Consider the following 18,476-nt stretch of genomic DNA (forward strand, 5'->3'; position numbering starts at 1 on the left):
CAACCAGTCAGCGACCGGCCGGAGGGGCGACCTGATGCGCACACGCCACGTCTACCACGCGGTGGACTCCCACACCGAGGGCATGCCGACCCGGGTGATCACCGGGGGAGTCGGGGTGATCCCCGGCGCCACCATGGCGGACAAGCGGCTCCACTTCATGGAGCACATGGACCATGTCCGCACGCTGCTCATGTACGAGCCGCGCGGCCACGCGGCGATGAGCGGTGCCATCCTCCAGCCGCCCACCCGGCCCGACGCCGACTACGGCGTGCTGTACATCGAGGTGTCGGGCCTGCTGCCCATGTGCGGGCACGGCACCATCGGGGTGGCCACGGTCCTGGTCGAGACGGGCATGGTCCCCGTGGTCGAACCGGTCACCACGGTCCGGCTCGACACCCCGGCCGGGCTGGTGAGCGTGGACGTGCGCGTGGAGGACGGCGCGGCCACCGCCGTCACCCTCACCAACGTCCCCTCCTTCTGCGTCGGCCTCGACCTGAAGACCGAGGTCCCCGGCTTCGGCACGGTCACCTACGACCTCGCCTACGGCGGCAACTTCTACGCCTTCGTCGACCTGGACGCCCTCGGCCTGCCCTTCGACCGGGCCCGCAAGGAGGACCTGATCGCCGCCGGACTCGCGGTCATGGACGCCGTCAACGCCTCCCCGGACCGGCCCGTCCACCCCGACGACCCCTCCATCGCAGGCGTCAAGCACGTCTACCTCGCCGCCCCCGGCTCCGACGCCCGCCGCTCGCGGCACGCGATGGCCATCCACCCCGGCTGGTTCGACCGCTCGCCCTGCGGTACGGGAACCAGCGCGCGCATGGCCCAGCTGCACGCGCGCGGCCTGCTGCCCCTGGACACCGACTTCGTCAACGAGTCCTTCATCGGTACCGAGTTCACCGGCCGCCTGACCGGCGAGACCACCGTCGGCGGCCGCCCGGCCGTCGTCCCGGCCGTCACCGGCCGGGCCTGGATCACCGGCACCGCCCAGTACTTCCTCGACCCGTCCGACCCCTTCCCCGGAGGGTTCCTCCTGTGACCGCCCCGACCGCCGTGCGCACGGTGGACTACCACACCGCCGGCGAGCCCTTCCGGATCGTCGCGGAGGGCCTGCCGCCCGTCCCCGGCGACACCGTCGCCGAACGCTGCGCCACGGCCATCGGTCCCGGGGGTTCGGGCACCGCGCCGCGCCGCGGCCCGCTGGACGAGGTACGGCGCCTGCTGGTCCAGGAGCCGCGCGGGCACGCCGGCATGTACGGCGGCTTCGTGGTGCCCCCGGACGACGACGGGGCCCACTTCGGGGTGCTGTTCTGGCACAAGGACGGCTACTCCACCGCCTGCGGCCACGGCACCATGGCGCTGGGAGCCTGGGCGGTGGACTCCGGGCGGGTCGCCGCCCCCGACGACGGGGACGTCCAGGTGCGCGTCGACGTCCCCTCGGGCCGGGTCGCCGCCACCGTCCACCGGGCCGGGGGCCGCACCACCGGGGTCACCTTCCGCAACGTCCCGGCCCGCGTGGGCGCGCGGAAGGTGCCGGTGGCCACCACCCTGGGCATCGCCGAGGTGGACATCGCGCACGCCGGTGCCTGCTACGCCTCGGTCCGCGCCCGCGACCTCGGCCTGGAGGTGACCCGAGCCGCCCTGCCCGAACTGGTCCGGGCGGGGCGGGAGATCCGTGCGGCCCTCGCCACCCACCCGGCGACCTGGCACCCGGAGGGCCCGCTGCTCTCCGGCGTGTACGGGGTCGTCCTCCACGAGGAGCTGCCGGACACCCCGTTCGGCCCGCACCAGCGCAACGTCACCGTCTTCGCCGACGGGCAGATCGACCGCTCGCCCTGCGGCTCCGGCACCTCCGCGCGGCTCGCCCTGCTTGCCGAGGACGGCCGGCTGGGGGCGGGGGAGGACCTGCTCCACGAGTCGGTCACCGGCACGGTGTTCACCGGCCGGCTCCTCGACGGCGGGGTCACCGAGGTCACCGGCACCGCCTACCGCACGGGGGAGCACCTCTTCACCGCCGACCCGTCCGACGCCCTCGGCGCGGGCTTCCTGCTGTGACGGGCACCTCCGCTGACGGCCTCCTCCAGCTGGACGCCGCCGAGACGGCCGGCCTGCTCACCCCGGCGCAGGCGGCCGACGCCCTGGCCGGCGCCCTGCGCGCCGGCCTGGACCCGGAGGCCTGCCCGCAGCGCACCAGCGTGGCCGCGCCCGGCGGCGAGCTGCTGCTCATGCCGGCCGCGTCGGGCGCGTACGCCGGGGTGAAGATCGCCGGAGTGGCCCCGGGCAACCCGGCGCGCGGGCTGCCGCGGATCACCGGCAGCTACCTCCTCCTGGACGGCCCCACCCTGCGCCCGGTGGCCCTCCTGGACGGCGCCGCCCTGACCGCCCTGCGCACCCCGGCGGTCTCCGTCCTCGCCCTGCGCCACCTCACCGCCCCCGGGCACCCGCTGCGGCTGGTGGTCTTCGGTGCGGGACCGCAGGCGTACGGGCACCTCGACGCGGTCCTGGAGCTGCGGGAGCTCGCCGAGGTGGTGGTCGTGGCCCGCGACCCGGGCCGAGCCGGGCAACTGGCCGCGTACGCCCGGACCCTGGGCGTCCCGGCCCGTACCGGCATCCCGCGGGACGTGGCGCGGGCGGAGCTGGTGCTGTGCTGCACCACCGCCCGCGAGCCGCTCTTCGACGGGCGGCTGGTCGCCCCGGGGGCGGTGGTCGTCGCCGTCGGCTCCCACGAGCCGGACGCCCGGGAGACGGACACCGCCCTCGTGCGACGCGCGGCGGTGTACGTGGAGTCGCGGACGGCGGCGCTGCGCGAGGCGGGGGACCTGCTGATCCCGGAGGCCGAGGGAGCGATCGGTCCCGGTCATATCAGCGCCACCCTCGCCGACCTGGTCACGGGCCGCACGTCCCCCGGAGGGGCGTCGAGTCGTCCACAGCTCTTCAAGAGCGTGGGCATGGCCTGGGAAGATCTTGCCGTCGCGGTGGCGATCTACCACGCGACCGGAGCGAACAGCGAAACGTGACATTGTACGCTGTTGCTCCGCACGTCGGTGGTGTGCGGGGTCTCGGAGGAAGAGCAATGGGTGACCTGAAGCAGCACAGTCTCATCAAGGCCCAGGAAAGGCTGCGCGACCAGGTCGGCCATGCCCTCCGGGCCGCCCTGATAGCGGGCGAGCTGCGTCCCGGCAGCGTCTACTCCGCTCCCGGCCTCGCCGCCGAACTCGGCGTGTCGGCCACGCCCGTGCGCGAGGCCATGCTGGACCTGGCCCGCGAGGGCCTCGTCGAGCCCGTCCGCAACAAGGGCTTCCGCATCACCGAGGTCAGCGAGCGCGACCTCGACCAGTACACCGAGCTGCGCACGATGATCGAGGTGCCGACCATCGGCCGGATCACCCGCACGGCCAAGCGGGAGCAGCTGGAGGAGCTGCGCCCGATCGCCGAGGAGATCGTCACCAGCGCCCGCGAGCACAACCTCATCGGCTACCTGGAGGCCGACCGCCGCTTCCACCTCAGCCTCCTCGCCCTCGCGGGCAACGAGCGCCTCGTCGAGACCGTCGGCGACCTGCGCAAGCGCTCCCGGCTGTACGGGCTGACCGGCCTGGACGAGGCCGGCAAGCTGGTCTCCTCCGCCGAGGAGCACCTCGAACTGCTGGACCTGATGCTGACGGGCGACGCGGAGGCGGCGGAGGCGTGCATGGTCCGCCACCTCGGCCACGTCCGCTCCCTGTGGGCCCAGGGTCGCGACGAACCGGTGGGCCGGCCGTCGGGGGGCCTGGGCTCGGGCCTGTAACGGCCCGGCCGCCGCAGGCCCCGTCCCCCTACCGGCAGTCGCCGTCACAGGGAACGGGCGCGGGCGGCGGGCCGCCGGCCGCGGCCGCCCGGTCGAGGAGCGCCCGCATCACCTCGGCCGGCAGGACCGGCGAGGCCGCGGCCGCCCCGACGACTTCCTCGTCCGTGTCCCCGAGCAGCCGCACCAGGGCCTCCACCGGCACCCGCGGGTGCTCGGCGGTGGCGCACCGCACCGATTCCTCCCGGTCGGCCGCGAGGCGTTCGAGCAGATCGGCCGGCAACCGCGGGTCGCGCAGGGCGAGCAGGCGCATCCAGGCGTCCGGATCGGTGGCGAACCGGCGCAGGGTCTCGGACGGGAAGGCGACGAGGTCCGCGGGCCGGCCGCCGTGCTTGACCGTCCTCCCCTGCCGCCGGTCGAGTTCCTCGGCGAGGGCCGGGTCCACCTCCGCGAGTCCGGCCAGCGCGAGGAACCGCACGCGCGGGTTCCCGTCGTCCAGCAGCCGCGTCCGCGCCTCGTCGGGCAGGGCGGTGCTGCGCGCCGCCGCGCAGCGCAGCCCCGCCAGGGGCGAGTCGGCGTACGGCAGGGGATCGGGCTCCACCCAGGGGTGGGCGGCGAGGTCCAGGCAGGTCAGCATCGCCTCGCAGAGGAAGTCCTCGTCGTCGGCCCCACGGGGATCCTCGGTGTGGCGCAGCGCCCCGGCGGTCAGCGAGGCGAGGATCGCATCCCGTTCCCGCGCCGTCGCGTCGGCCCGCTCGAACACCTTGCCGCGTACGAAGGGGTCGGCGTCCCGGGCCAGGACCGTGCGCAGCTCCGCGGGCAGGCCGGGGTGGGCCGCGAGCCGGCACCGGACGTCCTCGTCGGGGTCGGCCGCAAGCCGCGCCGCCGTCTCCGGATCCAGGTCGAGGTGGGGGACGACGTGGTGCCGGGTCGCGGGATCGTCCAGCAGGACCCCGTGCAGGTCGGCCGGCGGCCGGTGGCGGCAGGCGGCCACCCGCACCCTCGCCTCGGGGTCGGCCAGCAGGGCCCGGTGGAGGTCCTCGGCCGGAGCCTCCTCGCGCCGGGCGACGGCCTCACGCACCGCCGGATCGGTGTCGGCCCCCAGCCGGGCCGTCAACTCCGGTGACAGTTCCGGGTTCCGGGCGAGCGCGGTCCGTACCCCGGCATCGGGGTCGGCGGCGAAGAGGCCGTGCCGTCCGCCGTCCGCCCCCTCCCGTTCGGCGCGCACGGCCCGTACCTCCGGGTCCGGATCGGCGGCGAGCCGTGCCGCGACCTCCTCGGGCAGCGCCCCGGCGCGGGCGAGTCCGTAGAGCGCGTCGGGCAGGTGGAACAGCTCGGGCAGTCGTAGGGGGTGGTCCATGCCGCCGACCCTACGTACCTGCTCCCAACTGCCCCGCACCCCCCGTCATTTGGACACGGCTGGATAACGGCGTTGGCAAAGGGTTGTCAGTACAATTTCACATTACTATGTTACCGGTCACATCCTAAAGCGCGTCCCTTCACTGGAGTGACCCATGACCAAGCGCACGCAACTCGCCCTCGCCACCGCCCTGGTGGCGTCGCTCGCACTCGGCGCCTCGGGCTGCTCCGACCCCAAGAAGGACTCCGAGGGGAAGGGCGGCGCCAACCCCGCCGCCGCCAACGACGGCAAGACGCTCGGCGGCACCCCCGTGAAGGGCGGCACCCTCACCGTCCTGTCCAACCAGGACTTCTCCCACCTCGACCCCGCCCGCAACTGGACCCTGCCGACCATGGACTTCGGCACCCGCCTGCTCTACCGCACGCTCGTCACCTTCAAGGCCGAGCCCGGCAAGGGCGGCAGCGAGCTCGTCCCCGACCTCGCCACCGACCTCGGCACCCCCTCCAACGGCGGCCGCACCTGGACCTTCACCCTCAAGGAGGGCCTGAAGTACGAGGACGGCAGCCCGATCAGGGCCCAGGACGTCAAGTACAACGTCGAACGCTCCTTCGCCCCCGACCTCACCGGCGGACCCGACTACGCCGCCCAGTACCTGGCCGGCACCGAGGGCTACAAGGGCCCCCTCCAGGGACAGCACCTCGACTCGGTCAAGACCCCCGACGACCGCACGATCGTCTTCGAACTCAAGCGTCCCGTCGCCGAGTTCTCCCAGACCGCCACCCTCCCCACCTTCGCCCCGGTCCCGCAGTCCCAGGAGAAGGGCACCTCGTACGACGCCCGCCCCTTCTCCTCCGGCCCCTACAAGATCGAGAGCTACGAGCGCGACAAGAAGCTGGTCCTCGTCCGCAACGAGCACTGGGACCAGAAGACCGACACCGTCCGCAAGGCATACCCCGACAAGTTCGTCGTCGTCATGGGCCTCAAGGGCGGCCAGATCGACGACCGCCTCATCGCCGGCGAGGGCGCCGACGCCTCCGCCGTCGAGTACTCCAACATGCGCCCCGAGAGCGCCCCGAAGGTCCTGCCCAAGCCCGACGTCAAGGCGCGCCTGCTCGCCGAGTCCCAGGGCTGTACGGTGATGCTCCACCTGAACAACTCCCGGCCCCCCTTCAACGACCCCAAGGTCCGCGAGGCCATGCAGTACGCCGTCGACAAGGAAGCCGTCGTCACCGCGGGCGGCGGCCCCAGCCTCAACGAGGTCGCCACCGCCTATCTGCCCCCCGCCCTCACCGGCGGCAAGCAGGCCGACACCCTCGAGATCCCCGCCTCCGGCGACCCCGCCAAGGCCAAGGAACTGCTCAAGGCCGCGGGCAAGGAGCACTTGAAGGTCTCCCTCGCCGTCTCCACCGGCGACAAGGGCAAGGCGGAGGCATTCCAGCAGGGCCTGGCCCGGGCCGGTATCGAGGTCGTCATCGACACCGTCGACCCCGGCGCGTACTACGACGTCATCGGCGACCTCTCCACCACCCCCGACATGACCTACACCGGCTGGTGCCCCGACTACCCCTCCGGCTCCACCTGGATCCCCTTCGTCTTCGACGGACGCACCATCAAGGACAAGGGCAACCAGGGCAACTACGCCCAGTTCCGCGACGACGCCACCATGAAGCGGATCGACGAGATCAACGCCATGACCGACGCCAAGCAGGCCAACCAGGCCTGGATCGACCTCGACGCCGAGGTCATGAAGAAGGCGCCGTCCATCCCGATCCTGCTGGAGCGCAAGCCGCTCCTCGTCGGCCCCAACATCGCCGGCGCCTACGGCCACCCCGCGTGGACCGGCACCATCGACTACGGGACCGTCGGCCTCAAGGACCCCTCGAAGAGCCAGGGCTGAGGGAACCGGGACCGGAAGACACCATGACCACCACCGCACCCGGCGCCGCCCCCCAGGCGGCCCCGGCCGGGGCGCAGGCCACGGGCGTCCCCCCGGGCAGCAGCCCCTGGCAGCTGGCCCGGCGGGAGCTGCGCCGCCGCCCCGCCGTCCGCGTCAGCCTCTGCGTCGTCCTCCTCTTCGTCCTGATGGCCCTGACCGCGCCCTGGCTGGGCGCGCTCGGCGGCTGGTCCCCCGAGGAGTTCGACAAGGCCGCCATCGACCCCTACCTCGGCGGCCAGCCCCTCGGCTCCTTCGGCGGGATCAGCCCCGAGCACTGGCTCGGCGTCGAACCCGTCACCGGCCGCGACCTGTTCGCCCGCGTCGTCCACGGCGCCCAGGTCTCCCTCCTCATCGCCTTCGCCGCCACCGCCATCGTGGTCCTCGCCGGCACCGCCGCCGGGATCGCCGCCGGCTACTTCGGCGGCCGCACCGACGCCGTCCTGTCCCGGCTGATGGACCTCACCATGTCCTTCCCCTCCCTCATCTTCATGATCGCGATGCTGTCGGTGGCCAAGGACGTCAACCGGATCGTGCTGATGACCTCCGTCATCGGACTCTTCGGCTGGCCCGGCGTCGCCCGCGTCGTCCGCGGCCAGACCCTCTCCCTCAAACACCGCGAGTACGTCGACGCCGCCCGCGTCGGCGGATCCGGGGCCTGGCGGATCCTGACCCGCGACATCCTCCCCGGGGTCTCGGGCCCCGTCATCGCCTACACCACCCTGCTGATCCCCGGCATGATCAGCACCGAGGCCGCCCTCAGCTACCTCGGCGTCGGCGTGCGCCCGCCCACCCCCTCCTGGGGCCAGATGATCGCCGAGTCCGTCGCCTTCTACGAGACCGACCCGATGTACTTCGTCATCCCGAGCGTCTTCCTCTTCCTCGCGGTCCTCGCCTTCACCCTCCTCGGCGACGCCCTGCGCGACATCCTCGACCCGAGGGGCGGCCGCAGTTGATCCTCTACCTCCTGCGCCGGCTGCTCGCCCTGGCCGGCGTGCTCCTCGCCATCGCCGCCGTCACCTTCGTCATCTTCTACGTCCTGCCCACCGACCCGGCCGCCGCGGCCTGCGGCAAGACCTGCAGCCCCGAACGGCTCGCGGACGTCCGCGCGTACCTCGGCCTCGACCAGCCGCTCTGGGAGCAGTTCACCCACTTCGTCACCGGCATCTTCAGCGGCCGCACCCTGGGCACCGGCCAGTACGCCGTCCAGTGCGACTTCCCCTGCCTGGGCTACTCGTACGAGAACTCCCTGCCCGTCTGGGACCTGCTCATGGACCGGCTCCCGGTCTCCGCCTCCCTCGCCTTCGGCGCCGCCCTGCTGTGGCTGCTGCTCGGCTTGGGCGCCGGGGTCACCGCCGCGCTGCGCAAGGACACGGCCACCGACAAGGCCCTGATGGTCGGCGCCGTCGCCGCAGCCTCCCTGCCCGTCTACTTCACCTCCGTGATGCTCATCTGGGGCGTGATCCGCATCGCCGGGCTGCTGCCCTACCCCAGCTACCACGAGCTCACCTCCGACCCGCTCGGCTGGGCCGGCAACCTGCTGCTGCCCTGGACCGCGCTGGCCCTGCTCTACGCCGCCATGTACGCCCGGCAGAGCCGCGGCTCGATGATCGAGGCGATGGCCGAGCCGTACATCCGCACCGCCCGCGCCAAGGGCATGCCCGAGCGCACCGTCGTCGTCAAACACGGGCTGCGCTCCGGGATGACCCCGATCCTGACCATCTTCGGCATGGACCTCGGCGGCCTGCTCGCCGGAGCCGTCATCACCGAGTCCATCTTCGGTCTCCCCGGCATCGGCCGGCTGTTCTACGGGGCGCTCGTCAGCTCCGACCAGCCCGTGGTCCTCGGGGTCACCCTGCTCGCCGCCTTCTTCATCGTCGTCGCGAACCTCGTCGTCGACCTCCTGTACGCCGTCATCGACCCGAGGGTGAGGTACTGATGACCGCCCCTGCCCCCCTCCTCGACGTGCGTGACCTCGGCGTCACGTTCTCCACCCCGCGCGGCACCGTACGGGCCGTGGACTCCCTCGGCTTCACCGTCGAGGCCGGGCGCACCCTCGGCATCGTCGGCGAGTCCGGATCCGGCAAGTCCGTCACCTCCCTGGCCGTCATGGGCCTGCACCGGGCCGGCGCCGAGGTCTCCGGCTCCGTCAGGCTCGCCGGACAGGAGCTCACCGGCCTGTCCGAGAAGGAGCTCGCCAAGGTCCGCGGCCGCAGGATGGCCATGATCTTCCAGGACCCGCTGTCCAGCCTCCACCCCTACTACACGGTCGGCGAGCAGATCGCCGAACACTTCCGGGTGCACTTCCGGGCCGGCCGGGCCGCCGCCCGCAGGCGGGCCGTCGACATGCTCGGCGAGGTCGGCATCCCCGAACCCGCCCGCCGGGCGGGGGAGTACCCGCACCAGTTCTCCGGCGGCATGCGCCAGCGCGCGATGATCGCCATGGCCCTGGCCTGCGAACCCGACCTCCTCATCGCGGACGAGCCCACCACCGCCCTCGACGTCACCGTCCAGGCGCAGATCCTGGAGCTGATCGCCCGCCTCCAGCAGGAGCGCGGCCTCGGCGTCGTGATGATCACCCACGACCTCGGGGTGGTGGCCCGCGTCGCGCACGAGGTACTGGTCATGTACGGGGGCCGCGCCGCCGAACAGGCCTCGGTCGACGCCCTGTTCGCCGACCCCGCCCACCCCTACACCCGGGGCCTGCTCGACTCGCTGCCCCGCCTCGACAGTGCCGACGACGTCCCGCTGCCGTCCATCCCCGGCTCCCCGCCGTCCCTGCTCCACCCGGCCCCGGGCTGCGCCTTCGCCCCGCGCTGCGCGGTCGCCGCCGCGGCCCCGGCGGCCGACGCGGGCCGCTGCACGGGCGAGCGGCCCGGGCTGCGCCCCTACGGCTCGGCGGACCGGCTGGCGGCCTGCCACTTCGCCGGCGCGGTGCCCGCTGCCGCCGCCCCTGCCCCGGAGGTGCCCCGATGACGGCCCCGGCCACCCGCCCGACCCCCGCCGCGGAGCGGGAGGGGGCGCAGCCCGCGCCACTGCTGCGGGTCCGCGACCTGACGATGACCTTCCCCGGCAGGCGGACCCTGACCGGGCGCCGCTCGGCCCCGGTGCGGGCCGTCGACGGGGTCTCGTTCGACCTGGAGGCCGGGCGGACCCTCGGCCTGGTCGGCGAGTCCGGCTGCGGCAAGTCCACCACCGGCCGGATGCTCGTACGGCTGCTGGAACCCACCTCCGGCAGCGTCGAGTTCGAGGGCCGGGACATCAGCCGGCTCTCCCAGGGCGCCCTGCGGCCCCTGCGCCGGAACATCCAGATGGTCTTCCAGGACCCGCACTCCTCCCTCAACCCCCGCCAGACCGTGGCCCGGATCATCTCCGACCCGCTGCTGGTGCAGGGCTGGAGCGCGGCCGACGCCCGGCGCCGGGCCGCCGAGCTGATGGAGCTGACGGGGCTGATCCCCGAACACATCGACCGCTACCCGCACGAGTTCTCCGGCGGCCAGGCCCAGCGCATCGGCATCGCCCGCTCGCTGGCCACCAGCCCCCGGCTGGTCATCGCCGACGAGCCGGTCTCCGCCCTGGACGTCTCCGTGCAGGCGCAGATCGTCAACCTGATGGAGCGGCTGCGCGCCGAACTGGGCCTGGCCTACGTGTTCATCGCGCACGACCTCTCGGTGGTCAAACGGGTCAGCGACCGCGTCGCGGTCATGTACCTCGGCCGGATCGTCGAGATCGGGGACAAGAAGTCCCTCTACGAGAACCCGCAGCACCCGTACACCCGGGCGCTGCTGTCCGCCGTCCCGCTGCCCGACCCGGCGGCGGAGCGGCGGCGCGAGCGGATCGTGCTGCTCGGCGACCCGCCGAGCCCGGCTGCCCCGCCCCCCGGCTGCACCTTCCACCCGCGCTGTCCCAAGGCCCAGGACCTCTGCCGCATCGAGCGGCCGCTGCTGCGGCCCACCGCCTCACGCGAGGTGGCCTGTCACTTCCCGGGTGACTGACGGGGATCACGGGAAGAAAGGGGAGAGCCCCGCGGACGACAGCGTCCGCGGGGCCCTCCCGCCCGTCCGGGGTGGCTACAGCGCCAGTTCGCGGCGGAAGAACTCCAGTTCCAGCGCCATGATCTTCTCCCGGGCCCCGCCGGGGGTCATGTGGGTGACGCCGGGCAGCGCGAGCAGTTGGTGCGGGCGGCCCGCGTCGGTGAGGGCCTGGGACAGTCGCAGGGTGTGGGAGGGGTGGACGTTGTCGTCGGCCAGGCCCGTCACCAGCAGCAGCGGCCGGGTCAGCCGGGGCGCGTCGGGGATCAGGGAGTCCCGCTCGTAGACCTCGGGGTGGTCCTGGGGCAGGCCCAGGTAGCGCTCGGTGTACGCCGTGTCGTAGTGCCGGAAGTCGGTGGGCGCGGCGCCGGCGGCCGCCGCGTGGAAGACGTCCGGGCGGCGCAGCACGGCCATCGCGGCGAGGTAGCCGCCGTAGGACCAGCCGCGCACGCCGACCCGTCCGAGGTCGAGGTCGCCGTGGCGGGCGCCCAGGGCGCGCAGGGCCGCGACCTGGTCGTCGAGGGTGACCTCGGAGAAGCCCCGGTACATGGCGTGGGTGTGGGCGGGGGAAACGTTCGCGGTGCCCCGGTTGTCGACCGTGACGACGGCGAAGCCCTGGTCGGCCCACCACTGGCGGTGCTGCCAGCGGCGCGGCTCGGCGCTGACGTCCTGGGCGCCGGGGCCGCCGTAGCTGTCCATCAGGACGGGCAGGCGCCGGCCGGGGACGTGGTCGCGGGGCAGGACGAGGGCGGTGGGGATCCCGAGCTCGGTGACCCGCTCCAAGGCCGGCGTCACCCGGTGGGGCAGGGGGGCGGACAGGTCGCGGGGGGCGAAGGCGCGGCCGTCGGCGGTGTGCAGGGTGCGCCGGACGCCGTCCGCGTCGGCGGAGGTCAGCAGCAGGTTCCCGGCGGCCGAGGCGGTCACGGTGTGCACGCCGGGCGCGTCGGCGAGCGGGGTGAGTTCGCCGGTGGCCGGGTTCAGCAGCAGCACCTGCTGTTCCGAGGGGTCGCGCAGGGAGGCCTCGACGAGCAGCCGGTCCCGGTGGGTCCCGGCCACGGCGCGGATCTGGACGCCGGCGCCGGTGAGCGGCTTGCCGTCGACGGCGAGGCCGCGGGCCGTCCCGTCCGCCACGTCCGCGGCGGTGAGGACACGGCCGTCGGGCAGGCGGGCCGGGGTGCCGGGGAGGGGGTCCACCCACAGCGGATGGGTGGTGCGCGAGAGCTCGCGGGTCCGGCCGGTGGCGGGGTCGGCGGTGAGCAGGAGGACGTTCTGCTGGAGGCGGTCCTGGACGGTCAGCAGGATCTCCTCCTCCGACTCCCAGCCGGCGTCGGAGACGTACGGGTAGGCGTCCGTGTCCCACTCCAGCCGCACCGGGACGCCGGCGGCGGGCAGGACCCACAGCCGGACGTCCGCGTTGGGGCCGCCCGCCTCGGGGTAGGCGAAGTCCTCGGCCGGGAGCTCGGGGTGCGCGGGGTCGGTGAAGTGGCGCCGCTGGAGGGCGCCCTCGGCCACCCGGGCGGCGAGCAGGGTGAGACCGTCGGGGGACCACCAGTGGCCCCGGGTGCGGTCGAGCTCCTCGGCGGCGGCGAATTCGGCGACGCCCCAGCGGGCCCCGTCGTCGGGGCTGACCCGGCCGCCGGGGACGGTGTACAGGGCGTCGTCGGTGACGTAGGCGGTGCGCGAGCCGTCGGCGTTGGGGCGCGGGTCGAAGACCGGGCCCGCGGTGGTGACCGGTGCCGGGGCGGCGCCGTCGCAGGTGACCTCGTAGAGGCGCCCGTAGAGGGCGAACACGGCGCGGCGGCCGTCGCCGGAGAGGGCGTACGTGCCGATCCCGGCGGCCACGAGCCGGGTGCGCTCGCGCAGCCGGCGTTCGACGACGGGGAGTTCGCCGGGTTCGGGGGAGAGGACGCGGGGGTCGGCGATCAGGGTTTCCGCGCCGGTGGCGGTGTCGAGGACCCAGAGGCTGTCGACGGCGTCGGTGGGGCCCGTCGAGCGCAGGAACCAGAGGAGGCGGCCGGAGTCGCCGAAGGAGAAGGCGCGGGGCGAGCCGAGGGTGAACCGGGCCGTGGCGGCGGATTGCCTGAGGAAATCGTCCATGATGGACAGTGTGACATGTGAAATATCACATAGCCTAACCCATTCGAGTGGTGACCCCCCGTGGGCGGGCGTAGCGTCGACGAGTGGACCCGAACGCATCGCCGCACAGCACCGGGACCGGCGGCACAGCCCCGGGGAACGGCAACGGCAAGGGGAACGGGCTGGCCCTGTTCGTCATCGCCTCCTGCCAGCTCATGGTCGTCCTCGACATCACGATCGTGAACATAGCCCTCCCGCACATCCAGACGGCACTGAATTTCTCCACCGAGAGCCTGTCCTGGGTCGTCAACGCCTACACGCTCACCTTCGGCGGGCTCCTCCTGCTCGGCGGCCGCACCGGGGACATCCTCGGCAGGAAACGTGTCTTCATGTCCGGCGTCCTCCTCTTCGGCCTCGCCTCCCTGCTCGGCGGACTCGCCCAGAACGCCGGCCAGCTGATGGCCGCCCGGGCCCTCCAGGGCGTCGGCGGCGCCATCGCCTCCCCCACCGCCCTCGCGCTGATCACCACCACCTTCCGCGAAGGGCCCCCGCGCAACCGGGCCTTCGGCGTCTTCGCCGCCGTCTCCGCCGGAGGCGGCGCCATCGGCCTCCTCGCGGGCGGACTGCTGGTCGAATGGCTCAACTGGCGCTGGGTGCTCTTCGTCAACGTCCCCATCGCCCTGGTCATCGCCGTCATGGCCCGCAGGGTCCTGCGCGAATCCGAGCGGCACGCCGGGCACTTCGACCTCGCGGGCGCCCTGCTGGGCACCTGCGGCATGGTCGCGCTGGTCTACGGGTTCATCCGCGCCTCCCAGGAGGGGTGGAGCGACCCCTTCACCATCGGCTCCTTCGGCGCGGCCGTGGTCCTGCTGACCCTGTTCGTCGTCAACGAGCGGCGCTCCCCCCAGCCGATCACCCCGCTGCACATGTTCGCGGACCGCAACCGGGCCGGCACCTACGGGATCATGCTCTTCCTCGCCTGCGCGATCTTCGGCATGTTCTTCTTCCTGACCCTGTTCGTGCAGAACGTGCTCGGCTTCAGCCCGTTGCGGGCCGGGCTGGCCTTCCTGCCCGTCAGCGTCATGGTCGCGCTGTCGGCGACGTTCACCTCCCGGCTGCTGCCCCGGTTCGGGCCCAAACCCTTCATGGTCACGGGCGCGCTGTGCTGTGCGGCCGGCCTGGCCTGGCTGACGCGGACCGACGCCCACTCCACCTACCCGGGCAGCGTCCTCGGCCCGATCATCGTGTTCGGCACCGGCATGGGCATGCAGTTCGTCTCGCTGACCCTCATGGCCCTGTCCAACGTGCCCGACCGGGAGTCCGGCGCGGCGTCCGGACTCCTCAACTCCATGCAGCAGGTCGGCGGCTCGCTCGGCCTGTCCATCCTCGTCACCGTCTTCGGCACCGCCAGCCGCGACGAGGCCAAGGACCTGGCCGTGGCGTTCGTCCGCGACTCCACCCCCGAGCAGAAGGCCTTCTTCGCCCGCACCCACCAGTTCCCCAAGCCCTGGTCGGACCTGGTGCTCACCTCGGGGGTGAACGCCGCCTTCGTGGCGGCGGCGGCCTTCACCCTGGTCGGGGCGCTGATCGCGGTGTTCGCGATCCAGGTGCGGCCCTCCGACCTGGAACGGCTCCAGGGCAACCACACCCCGGCGGGCGTCGGGGGCGAAAGCGGCGGGTAGGGTCGCCTGGTCATCGAACACCGGGGGGAAACCGATGCTCCGACCCATCCTGCGCGCGGCCGCCGCGACGGCCGTGACCGTCGCCCTGGCGGCGCTCACCGTCTCCTGCGACAGCGGCCACCGCCCGCGGGCCGCCGCCGAACTCGCCGCCTCCGCCTCCGACGCGGGCCCGCCCGCGCCCTCCCCGCAGCCGGAGCGGGTACGGGACGCCTTCGCCGGGCTCCAGGCCACCCTGGACGACTCCTGCACGCCGGCGAACTGCGCCTACCTCCTGGGCCGGGTGGACGACGAACTCCACCGCGTGGACCGCGCGATGAAGGCCGACCCCCAGGGCCCCGCCCACTTCCCCGAGCCGATCGCCCTGATCGCCGGCCTCGACCGGGAACTGGGCGCCGACCACGGCTTCGAGAACCTCAAGCGGCACCAGCCCGCGCTGCTCGGCGCCCGGGACGGGATCGGCACCTGGATGCAGGACCACCCCGACGACTACCGCTGACCGGCCGGGCCGGCCGCCCCTACCCCGCCACGGGGCGGATCCGGCAGCGCATGGGCCCTTCGGTCCGCAGGGTGATCCCGGCGCTCAGCGGCACCTCCGTGTCCACGGTCTCGATCTCGTACGCGCGCACGAGCATCGCCAGCGCGATCACCGACTCCAGCATCGAGAAGTGCTGGCCGATGCAGGCGCGCGGCCCGCCGCCGAAGGGGAACCAGGCGTAGCGCGGCCGGGCGGCCTCGGCCTCCGGCAGGAAGCGGTCGGGATCGAAGCGGTCCGGGTCGCTCCAGTAGCGGGGGTGGCGGTGCGTCACCCAGGGGGCCAGGATCACCGTGGCGCCCGCCGGGACGGTGTGACCGTCGATCTCGGTGGCGGCCACCGCCTGGCGGCCCATCACCGGCGCGGCGGGATACAGCCGCATCGCCTCCTTGAGCACCCGCGTCAGGTACGGCAGCCGGTCCAGGTCGGCGGCGCCGGGCGTGCGGTCGCCCAGCACCCGCGTGACCTCCTCACGGGCCAGGGCCTGCGCCTCGGGGTGGCGGCCGAGCAGGTGCAGGGCGAAGGCCAGCGAGGTGGCGGTCGTCTCATGGCCGGCCAGCAGGAAGATCAGCACCTGGTCGCGCAGTTCGGCGGCGTCGAAGGCCGCGTCGTCCGCGTTCCGCGCCCCGGCGAGCAGGGTCAGCAGGTCCTCGGAGGGCGCCCCGCCCGGGGCCGGGGCCCCGCGCCGCTCGGCGATGATCCGGTCGCAGACCCCGTACAGCTCGTCCATCGCGGCGGCCGCCCGCCGGTTGCCCGGGGTGGGCCAGCCGCGCGGGACGTTGAGGGGGGAGTAGCCGCGGCGCAGGACGTACTCCGTGATGACGGGGAAGCACCGGTGGACGACGTCGACGGTGGCGTCCACGTCGGCGCCGAAGAGGATCCGGGACACCGCGCGCAGCGCCAGGTGCATCATCTCGGCCGAGACGTCCACGATCCCGTCCCGGGCCCGCGCCCAGGCCGTGAGGGTGCTCCCGGTCTCCTCCGCGACCGCCCCGGCGTAGCCGTCCACCCGCTTGCGGGTGAACAGCGGCTGCACCAGGCGGCGCTGGCGCAGATAGTCCTCGTCCTGGGCGGTCAGCAGGCCGTTGCCGAAGGAGTCCCGGATCTCCTGGTAGAACGGGTTGTCCTTGCGGAAGTTGGCCGACTCCGTGGCCAGCACCCGCTGGGCCCCCTCGGCGGAGAACACGCAGTACATCTCCATGCGCAGCCCGGGCGGCCCGACGTCGATCCGTACGAGGTCGCCGTGGCCCTGCTGCGCCCGCAGATAGGTGCCGAGGGAGTCCGCCTTCAGGTCGAGGAACGACCCGAGCAGCGGGTTCCCCTCCAGGGCGGGGAACCCCGTCCCGCTCCCCGCGCCCGTCCCCGTACCGGTCACCGCTGCCATGGCCGCCCCCTCGACTCCGTACCGACGAGGGGATTCTGCCGCCGGGCCGCCCGCCGGGGCGAGCGATGGCGCGCCATCCGGCCGGATTCCGCCCCCCGGCCGCCCGGCCGGGGGGCGGAATCCGACGGCGCGGTGCTAGATGTCCCGGAAGATCTCGATCTGGGCGCCCACCGAGTTGAGGCGCTCGGCGAGTTCCTCGTAGCCGCGGTTGATGACGTAGACGTTGCGCAGCACGGAGGTGCCCTCCGCCGCCATCATCGCCAGCAGGACGACCACCGCCGGGCGCAGGGCCGGCGGGCACATCATCTCGGCCGCCCGCCAGCGGGTGGGGCCCTCGACCAGGACGCGGTGCGGGTCCAGGAGCTGGAGGCGGCCGCCCAGGCGGTTGAGGTCCGTCAGGTAGATGGCGCGGTTGTCGTACACCCAGTCGTGGATCAGGGTCTGGCCCTGGGCCACCGCCGCGATGGCGGCGAAGAAGGGGACGTTGTCGATGTTCAGCCCGGGGAAGGGCATCGGGTGGATCTTGTCGATGGGGGCTTCGAGCTTGGAGGGGCGGACCGTGAGGTCGACCAGGCGGGTGCGGCCGTTGTCGGCGACGTACTCCGCGGAGCGGTCGTGGTCCAGGCCCATCTCCTCCAGGACCGCCAGTTCGATCTCCATGAACTCGATCGGGACCCGGCGGATGGTGAGTTCGGACTCGGTGACGACGGCGGCGGCCAGCAGGCTCATGGCCTCGACCGGGTCCTCCGAGGGGGAGTAGTCCACGTCCGCGTCGATGACCGGGACGCCGTGCACGGTGAGGGTGGTGGTGCCGATGCCCTCGACCTTGACGCCCAGCGCCTCCAGGAAGAAGCACAGGTCCTGGACCATGTAGTTGGACGAGGCGTTGCGGATGACGGTGACGCCGTCGTGGCGGGCCGCGGCCAGCAGGGCGTTCTCGGTGACCGTGTCCCCGCGCTCGGTCAGGACGATCGGGCGGTCGGGGGAGACGCCCGGCTCGACCTTCGCGTGGTAGATGCCCTCGGTCGCGGTGATGTCCAGGCCGAAGCGGCGCAGGGCGATCATGTGCGGCTCGATGGTGCGGGTGCCGAGGTCGCAGCCGCCGGCGTAGGGCAGGCGGAAGTGCTCCATCCGGTGGAGCAGCGGGCCCAGGAACATGATGATGCTGCGGGTGCGGACGGCCGCCTCCGCGTCGATGGCGTCCATGTCGAGGACGGCCGGGGGGATCAGCTCCAGGTCCACGCCGTCGTTGATCCAGCGGGTGCGGACGCCGATGGAGTTGAGGACCTCCAGGAGCCGGTAGACCTCCTCGATGCGGGCCACCCGGCGCAGCACCGTACGGCCCTTGTTGAGGAGCGAGGCGCACAGCAAGGCGACGCACGCGTTCTTGCTCGTCTTGACGTCGATCGCGCCGGACAGGCGGCGGCCGCCGACGACGCGCAGGTGCATCGGGCCGGCGTAGCCCAGGGAGACGATTTCGCTGTCGAGCGCTTCACCGATTCGGGCGATCATCTCAAGGCTGATGTTCTGGTTGCCGCGCTCGATGCGGTTCACGGCGCTCTGGCTGGTGCCGAGTGCTTCGGCGAGCTGGGTCTGGGTCCAGCCCCGGTGCTGCCGGGCGTCACGGATGAGCTTGCCGATGCGTACGAGGTAGTCGTCTGCCATGGGTGCACGGTATCTCAGATATGAGATGGTGA

At 73.3% G+C, this 18,476-nt stretch carries 15 protein-coding genes; 11 read left to right on the forward strand and 4 right to left on the reverse strand.

The features are described 5' to 3' along the window. Positions 1-34 precede the first annotated feature (34 nt). The 4 genes from ACZ5NJ_RS23665 to ACZ5NJ_RS23680 are packed head-to-tail and all read left to right on the forward strand — an operon-like array spanning position 35 to position 3,784. Positions 35-1,039 (forward strand): proline racemase family protein, encoded by a 1,005-nt coding sequence (locus tag ACZ5NJ_RS23665; RefSeq protein ID WP_468767157.1) that lies wholly within the window; start codon positions 35-37, stop codon positions 1,037-1,039. Continuing rightward, positions 1,036-2,055 carry a proline racemase family protein gene (locus tag ACZ5NJ_RS23670; protein WP_468767158.1) on the forward strand — a complete coding sequence of 340 codons (1,020 nt, stop codon included), beginning with the start codon at positions 1,036-1,038 and terminating at the stop codon, positions 2,053-2,055. Before ACZ5NJ_RS23665 ends, ACZ5NJ_RS23670 begins: the two co-directional genes overlap by 4 nt. Continuing rightward, the gene (locus tag ACZ5NJ_RS23675; RefSeq protein ID WP_468767159.1) at positions 2,052-3,017 is read left to right on the forward strand and encodes an ornithine cyclodeaminase family protein; all 966 of its coding nucleotides are present in this window, start codon (positions 2,052-2,054) and stop codon (positions 3,015-3,017) included. Before ACZ5NJ_RS23670 ends, ACZ5NJ_RS23675 begins: the two co-directional genes overlap by 4 nt. Before the next feature lie 56 nt (positions 3,018-3,073). Continuing rightward, complete coding sequence (locus tag ACZ5NJ_RS23680) at positions 3,074-3,784, forward strand: GntR family transcriptional regulator (RefSeq protein WP_468767160.1); 711 nt, start codon at positions 3,074-3,076, stop codon at positions 3,782-3,784. Positions 3,785-3,812: 28 nt separating this feature from the next. Here the strand turns inward: ACZ5NJ_RS23680 and ACZ5NJ_RS23685 are convergent, their stop codons facing one another. After that, positions 3,813-5,141 (reverse strand): hypothetical protein, encoded by a 1,329-nt coding sequence (locus ACZ5NJ_RS23685; RefSeq protein ID WP_468767161.1) that lies wholly within the window; start codon positions 5,139-5,141, stop codon positions 3,813-3,815. A 154-nt stretch (positions 5,142-5,295) separates the two neighbouring features. Between ACZ5NJ_RS23685 and ACZ5NJ_RS23690 the strand changes: the two genes are divergently transcribed. The 5 genes from ACZ5NJ_RS23690 to ACZ5NJ_RS23710 are packed head-to-tail and all read left to right on the forward strand — an operon-like array spanning position 5,296 to position 11,069. After that, positions 5,296-7,038: an ABC transporter substrate-binding protein gene (locus tag ACZ5NJ_RS23690; protein ID WP_468767162.1), complete on the forward strand. Its 1,743-nt coding sequence runs from the start codon at positions 5,296-5,298 to the stop codon at positions 7,036-7,038. A gap of 23 nt (positions 7,039-7,061) precedes the next feature. Next, positions 7,062-8,030 carry an ABC transporter permease gene (locus tag ACZ5NJ_RS23695; protein ID WP_468767164.1) on the forward strand — a complete coding sequence of 323 codons (969 nt, stop codon included), beginning with the start codon at positions 7,062-7,064 and terminating at the stop codon, positions 8,028-8,030. Further along, a complete protein-coding gene (locus ACZ5NJ_RS23700) occupies positions 8,027-9,013 on the forward strand; it encodes an ABC transporter permease (RefSeq protein ID WP_468767165.1) in 987 nt (328 codons plus the stop codon). The genes ACZ5NJ_RS23695 and ACZ5NJ_RS23700 overlap by 4 nt, the downstream gene beginning before the upstream one ends. Then, the gene (locus ACZ5NJ_RS23705) at positions 9,013-10,050 is read left to right on the forward strand and encodes an ABC transporter ATP-binding protein (protein ID WP_468767166.1); all 1,038 of its coding nucleotides are present in this window, start codon (positions 9,013-9,015) and stop codon (positions 10,048-10,050) included. The genes ACZ5NJ_RS23700 and ACZ5NJ_RS23705 overlap by 1 nt, the downstream gene beginning before the upstream one ends. After that, complete coding sequence (locus ACZ5NJ_RS23710; protein WP_468767167.1) at positions 10,047-11,069, forward strand: ABC transporter ATP-binding protein; 1,023 nt, start codon at positions 10,047-10,049, stop codon at positions 11,067-11,069. Before ACZ5NJ_RS23705 ends, ACZ5NJ_RS23710 begins: the two co-directional genes overlap by 4 nt. Before the next feature lie 75 nt (positions 11,070-11,144). Here the strand turns inward: ACZ5NJ_RS23710 and ACZ5NJ_RS23715 are convergent, their stop codons facing one another. After that, entirely contained in the window at positions 11,145-13,202 is a 2,058-nt protein-coding gene (locus ACZ5NJ_RS23715; protein WP_468767168.1) for a S9 family peptidase, read from the reverse strand. An 83-nt stretch (positions 13,203-13,285) separates the two neighbouring features. Here ACZ5NJ_RS23715 and ACZ5NJ_RS23720 point away from each other — a divergent pair, with 83 nt between their 5' ends. Together ACZ5NJ_RS23720 and ACZ5NJ_RS23725 are read left to right on the forward strand one after the other, a co-directional pair. After that, a complete protein-coding gene (locus tag ACZ5NJ_RS23720; RefSeq protein ID WP_468767170.1) occupies positions 13,286-14,863 on the forward strand; it encodes an MFS transporter in 1,578 nt (525 codons plus the stop codon). A 34-nt stretch (positions 14,864-14,897) separates the two neighbouring features. After that, the gene (locus tag ACZ5NJ_RS23725) at positions 14,898-15,359 is read left to right on the forward strand and encodes a hypothetical protein (protein ID WP_468767172.1); all 462 of its coding nucleotides are present in this window, start codon (positions 14,898-14,900) and stop codon (positions 15,357-15,359) included. Between the two features lie 19 nt (positions 15,360-15,378). On the opposite strand, the gene ACZ5NJ_RS23730 is transcribed toward ACZ5NJ_RS23725, so the two are convergent. Both ACZ5NJ_RS23730 and ACZ5NJ_RS23735 read right to left on the reverse strand, forming a co-directional pair. Beyond that, positions 15,379-16,779: a cytochrome P450 gene (locus ACZ5NJ_RS23730; protein ID WP_468767173.1), complete on the reverse strand. Its 1,401-nt coding sequence runs from the start codon at positions 16,777-16,779 to the stop codon at positions 15,379-15,381. Between the two features lie 135 nt (positions 16,780-16,914). Then, positions 16,915-18,444 (reverse strand): helix-turn-helix domain-containing protein, encoded by a 1,530-nt coding sequence (locus tag ACZ5NJ_RS23735; protein WP_468767174.1) that lies wholly within the window; start codon positions 18,442-18,444, stop codon positions 16,915-16,917. Positions 18,445-18,476 lie beyond the last annotated feature (32 nt).

It is taken from the genome of Streptomyces sp. NPDC032091 (genome assembly GCF_055580265.1).

Coding starts and splice junctions, on each gene's coding strand:
- ACZ5NJ_RS23665 (WP_468767157.1), top strand. CDS start 35: ATGCGCACACGCCACGTCTACCACGCGGTGGACTCCCACACCGAGGGC.
- ACZ5NJ_RS23680 (WP_468767160.1), top strand. CDS start 3,074: ATGGGTGACCTGAAGCAGCACAGTCTCATCAAGGCCCAGGAAAGGCTG.
- ACZ5NJ_RS23685 (WP_468767161.1), bottom strand. CDS start 5,141: ATGGACCACCCCCTACGACTGCCCGAGCTGTTCCACCTGCCCGACGCG.
- ACZ5NJ_RS23690 (WP_468767162.1), top strand. CDS start 5,296: ATGACCAAGCGCACGCAACTCGCCCTCGCCACCGCCCTGGTGGCGTCG.
- ACZ5NJ_RS23695 (WP_468767164.1), top strand. CDS start 7,062: ATGACCACCACCGCACCCGGCGCCGCCCCCCAGGCGGCCCCGGCCGGG.
- ACZ5NJ_RS23705 (WP_468767166.1), top strand. CDS start 9,013: ATGACCGCCCCTGCCCCCCTCCTCGACGTGCGTGACCTCGGCGTCACG.
- ACZ5NJ_RS23710 (WP_468767167.1), top strand. CDS start 10,047: ATGACGGCCCCGGCCACCCGCCCGACCCCCGCCGCGGAGCGGGAGGGG.
- ACZ5NJ_RS23715 (WP_468767168.1), bottom strand. CDS start 13,202: ATGGACGATTTCCTCAGGCAATCCGCCGCCACGGCCCGGTTCACCCTC.
- ACZ5NJ_RS23725 (WP_468767172.1), top strand. CDS start 14,898: ATGCTCCGACCCATCCTGCGCGCGGCCGCCGCGACGGCCGTGACCGTC.
- ACZ5NJ_RS23730 (WP_468767173.1), bottom strand. CDS start 16,779: ATGGCAGCGGTGACCGGTACGGGGACGGGCGCGGGGAGCGGGACGGGG.
- ACZ5NJ_RS23735 (WP_468767174.1), bottom strand. CDS start 18,444: ATGGCAGACGACTACCTCGTACGCATCGGCAAGCTCATCCGTGACGCC.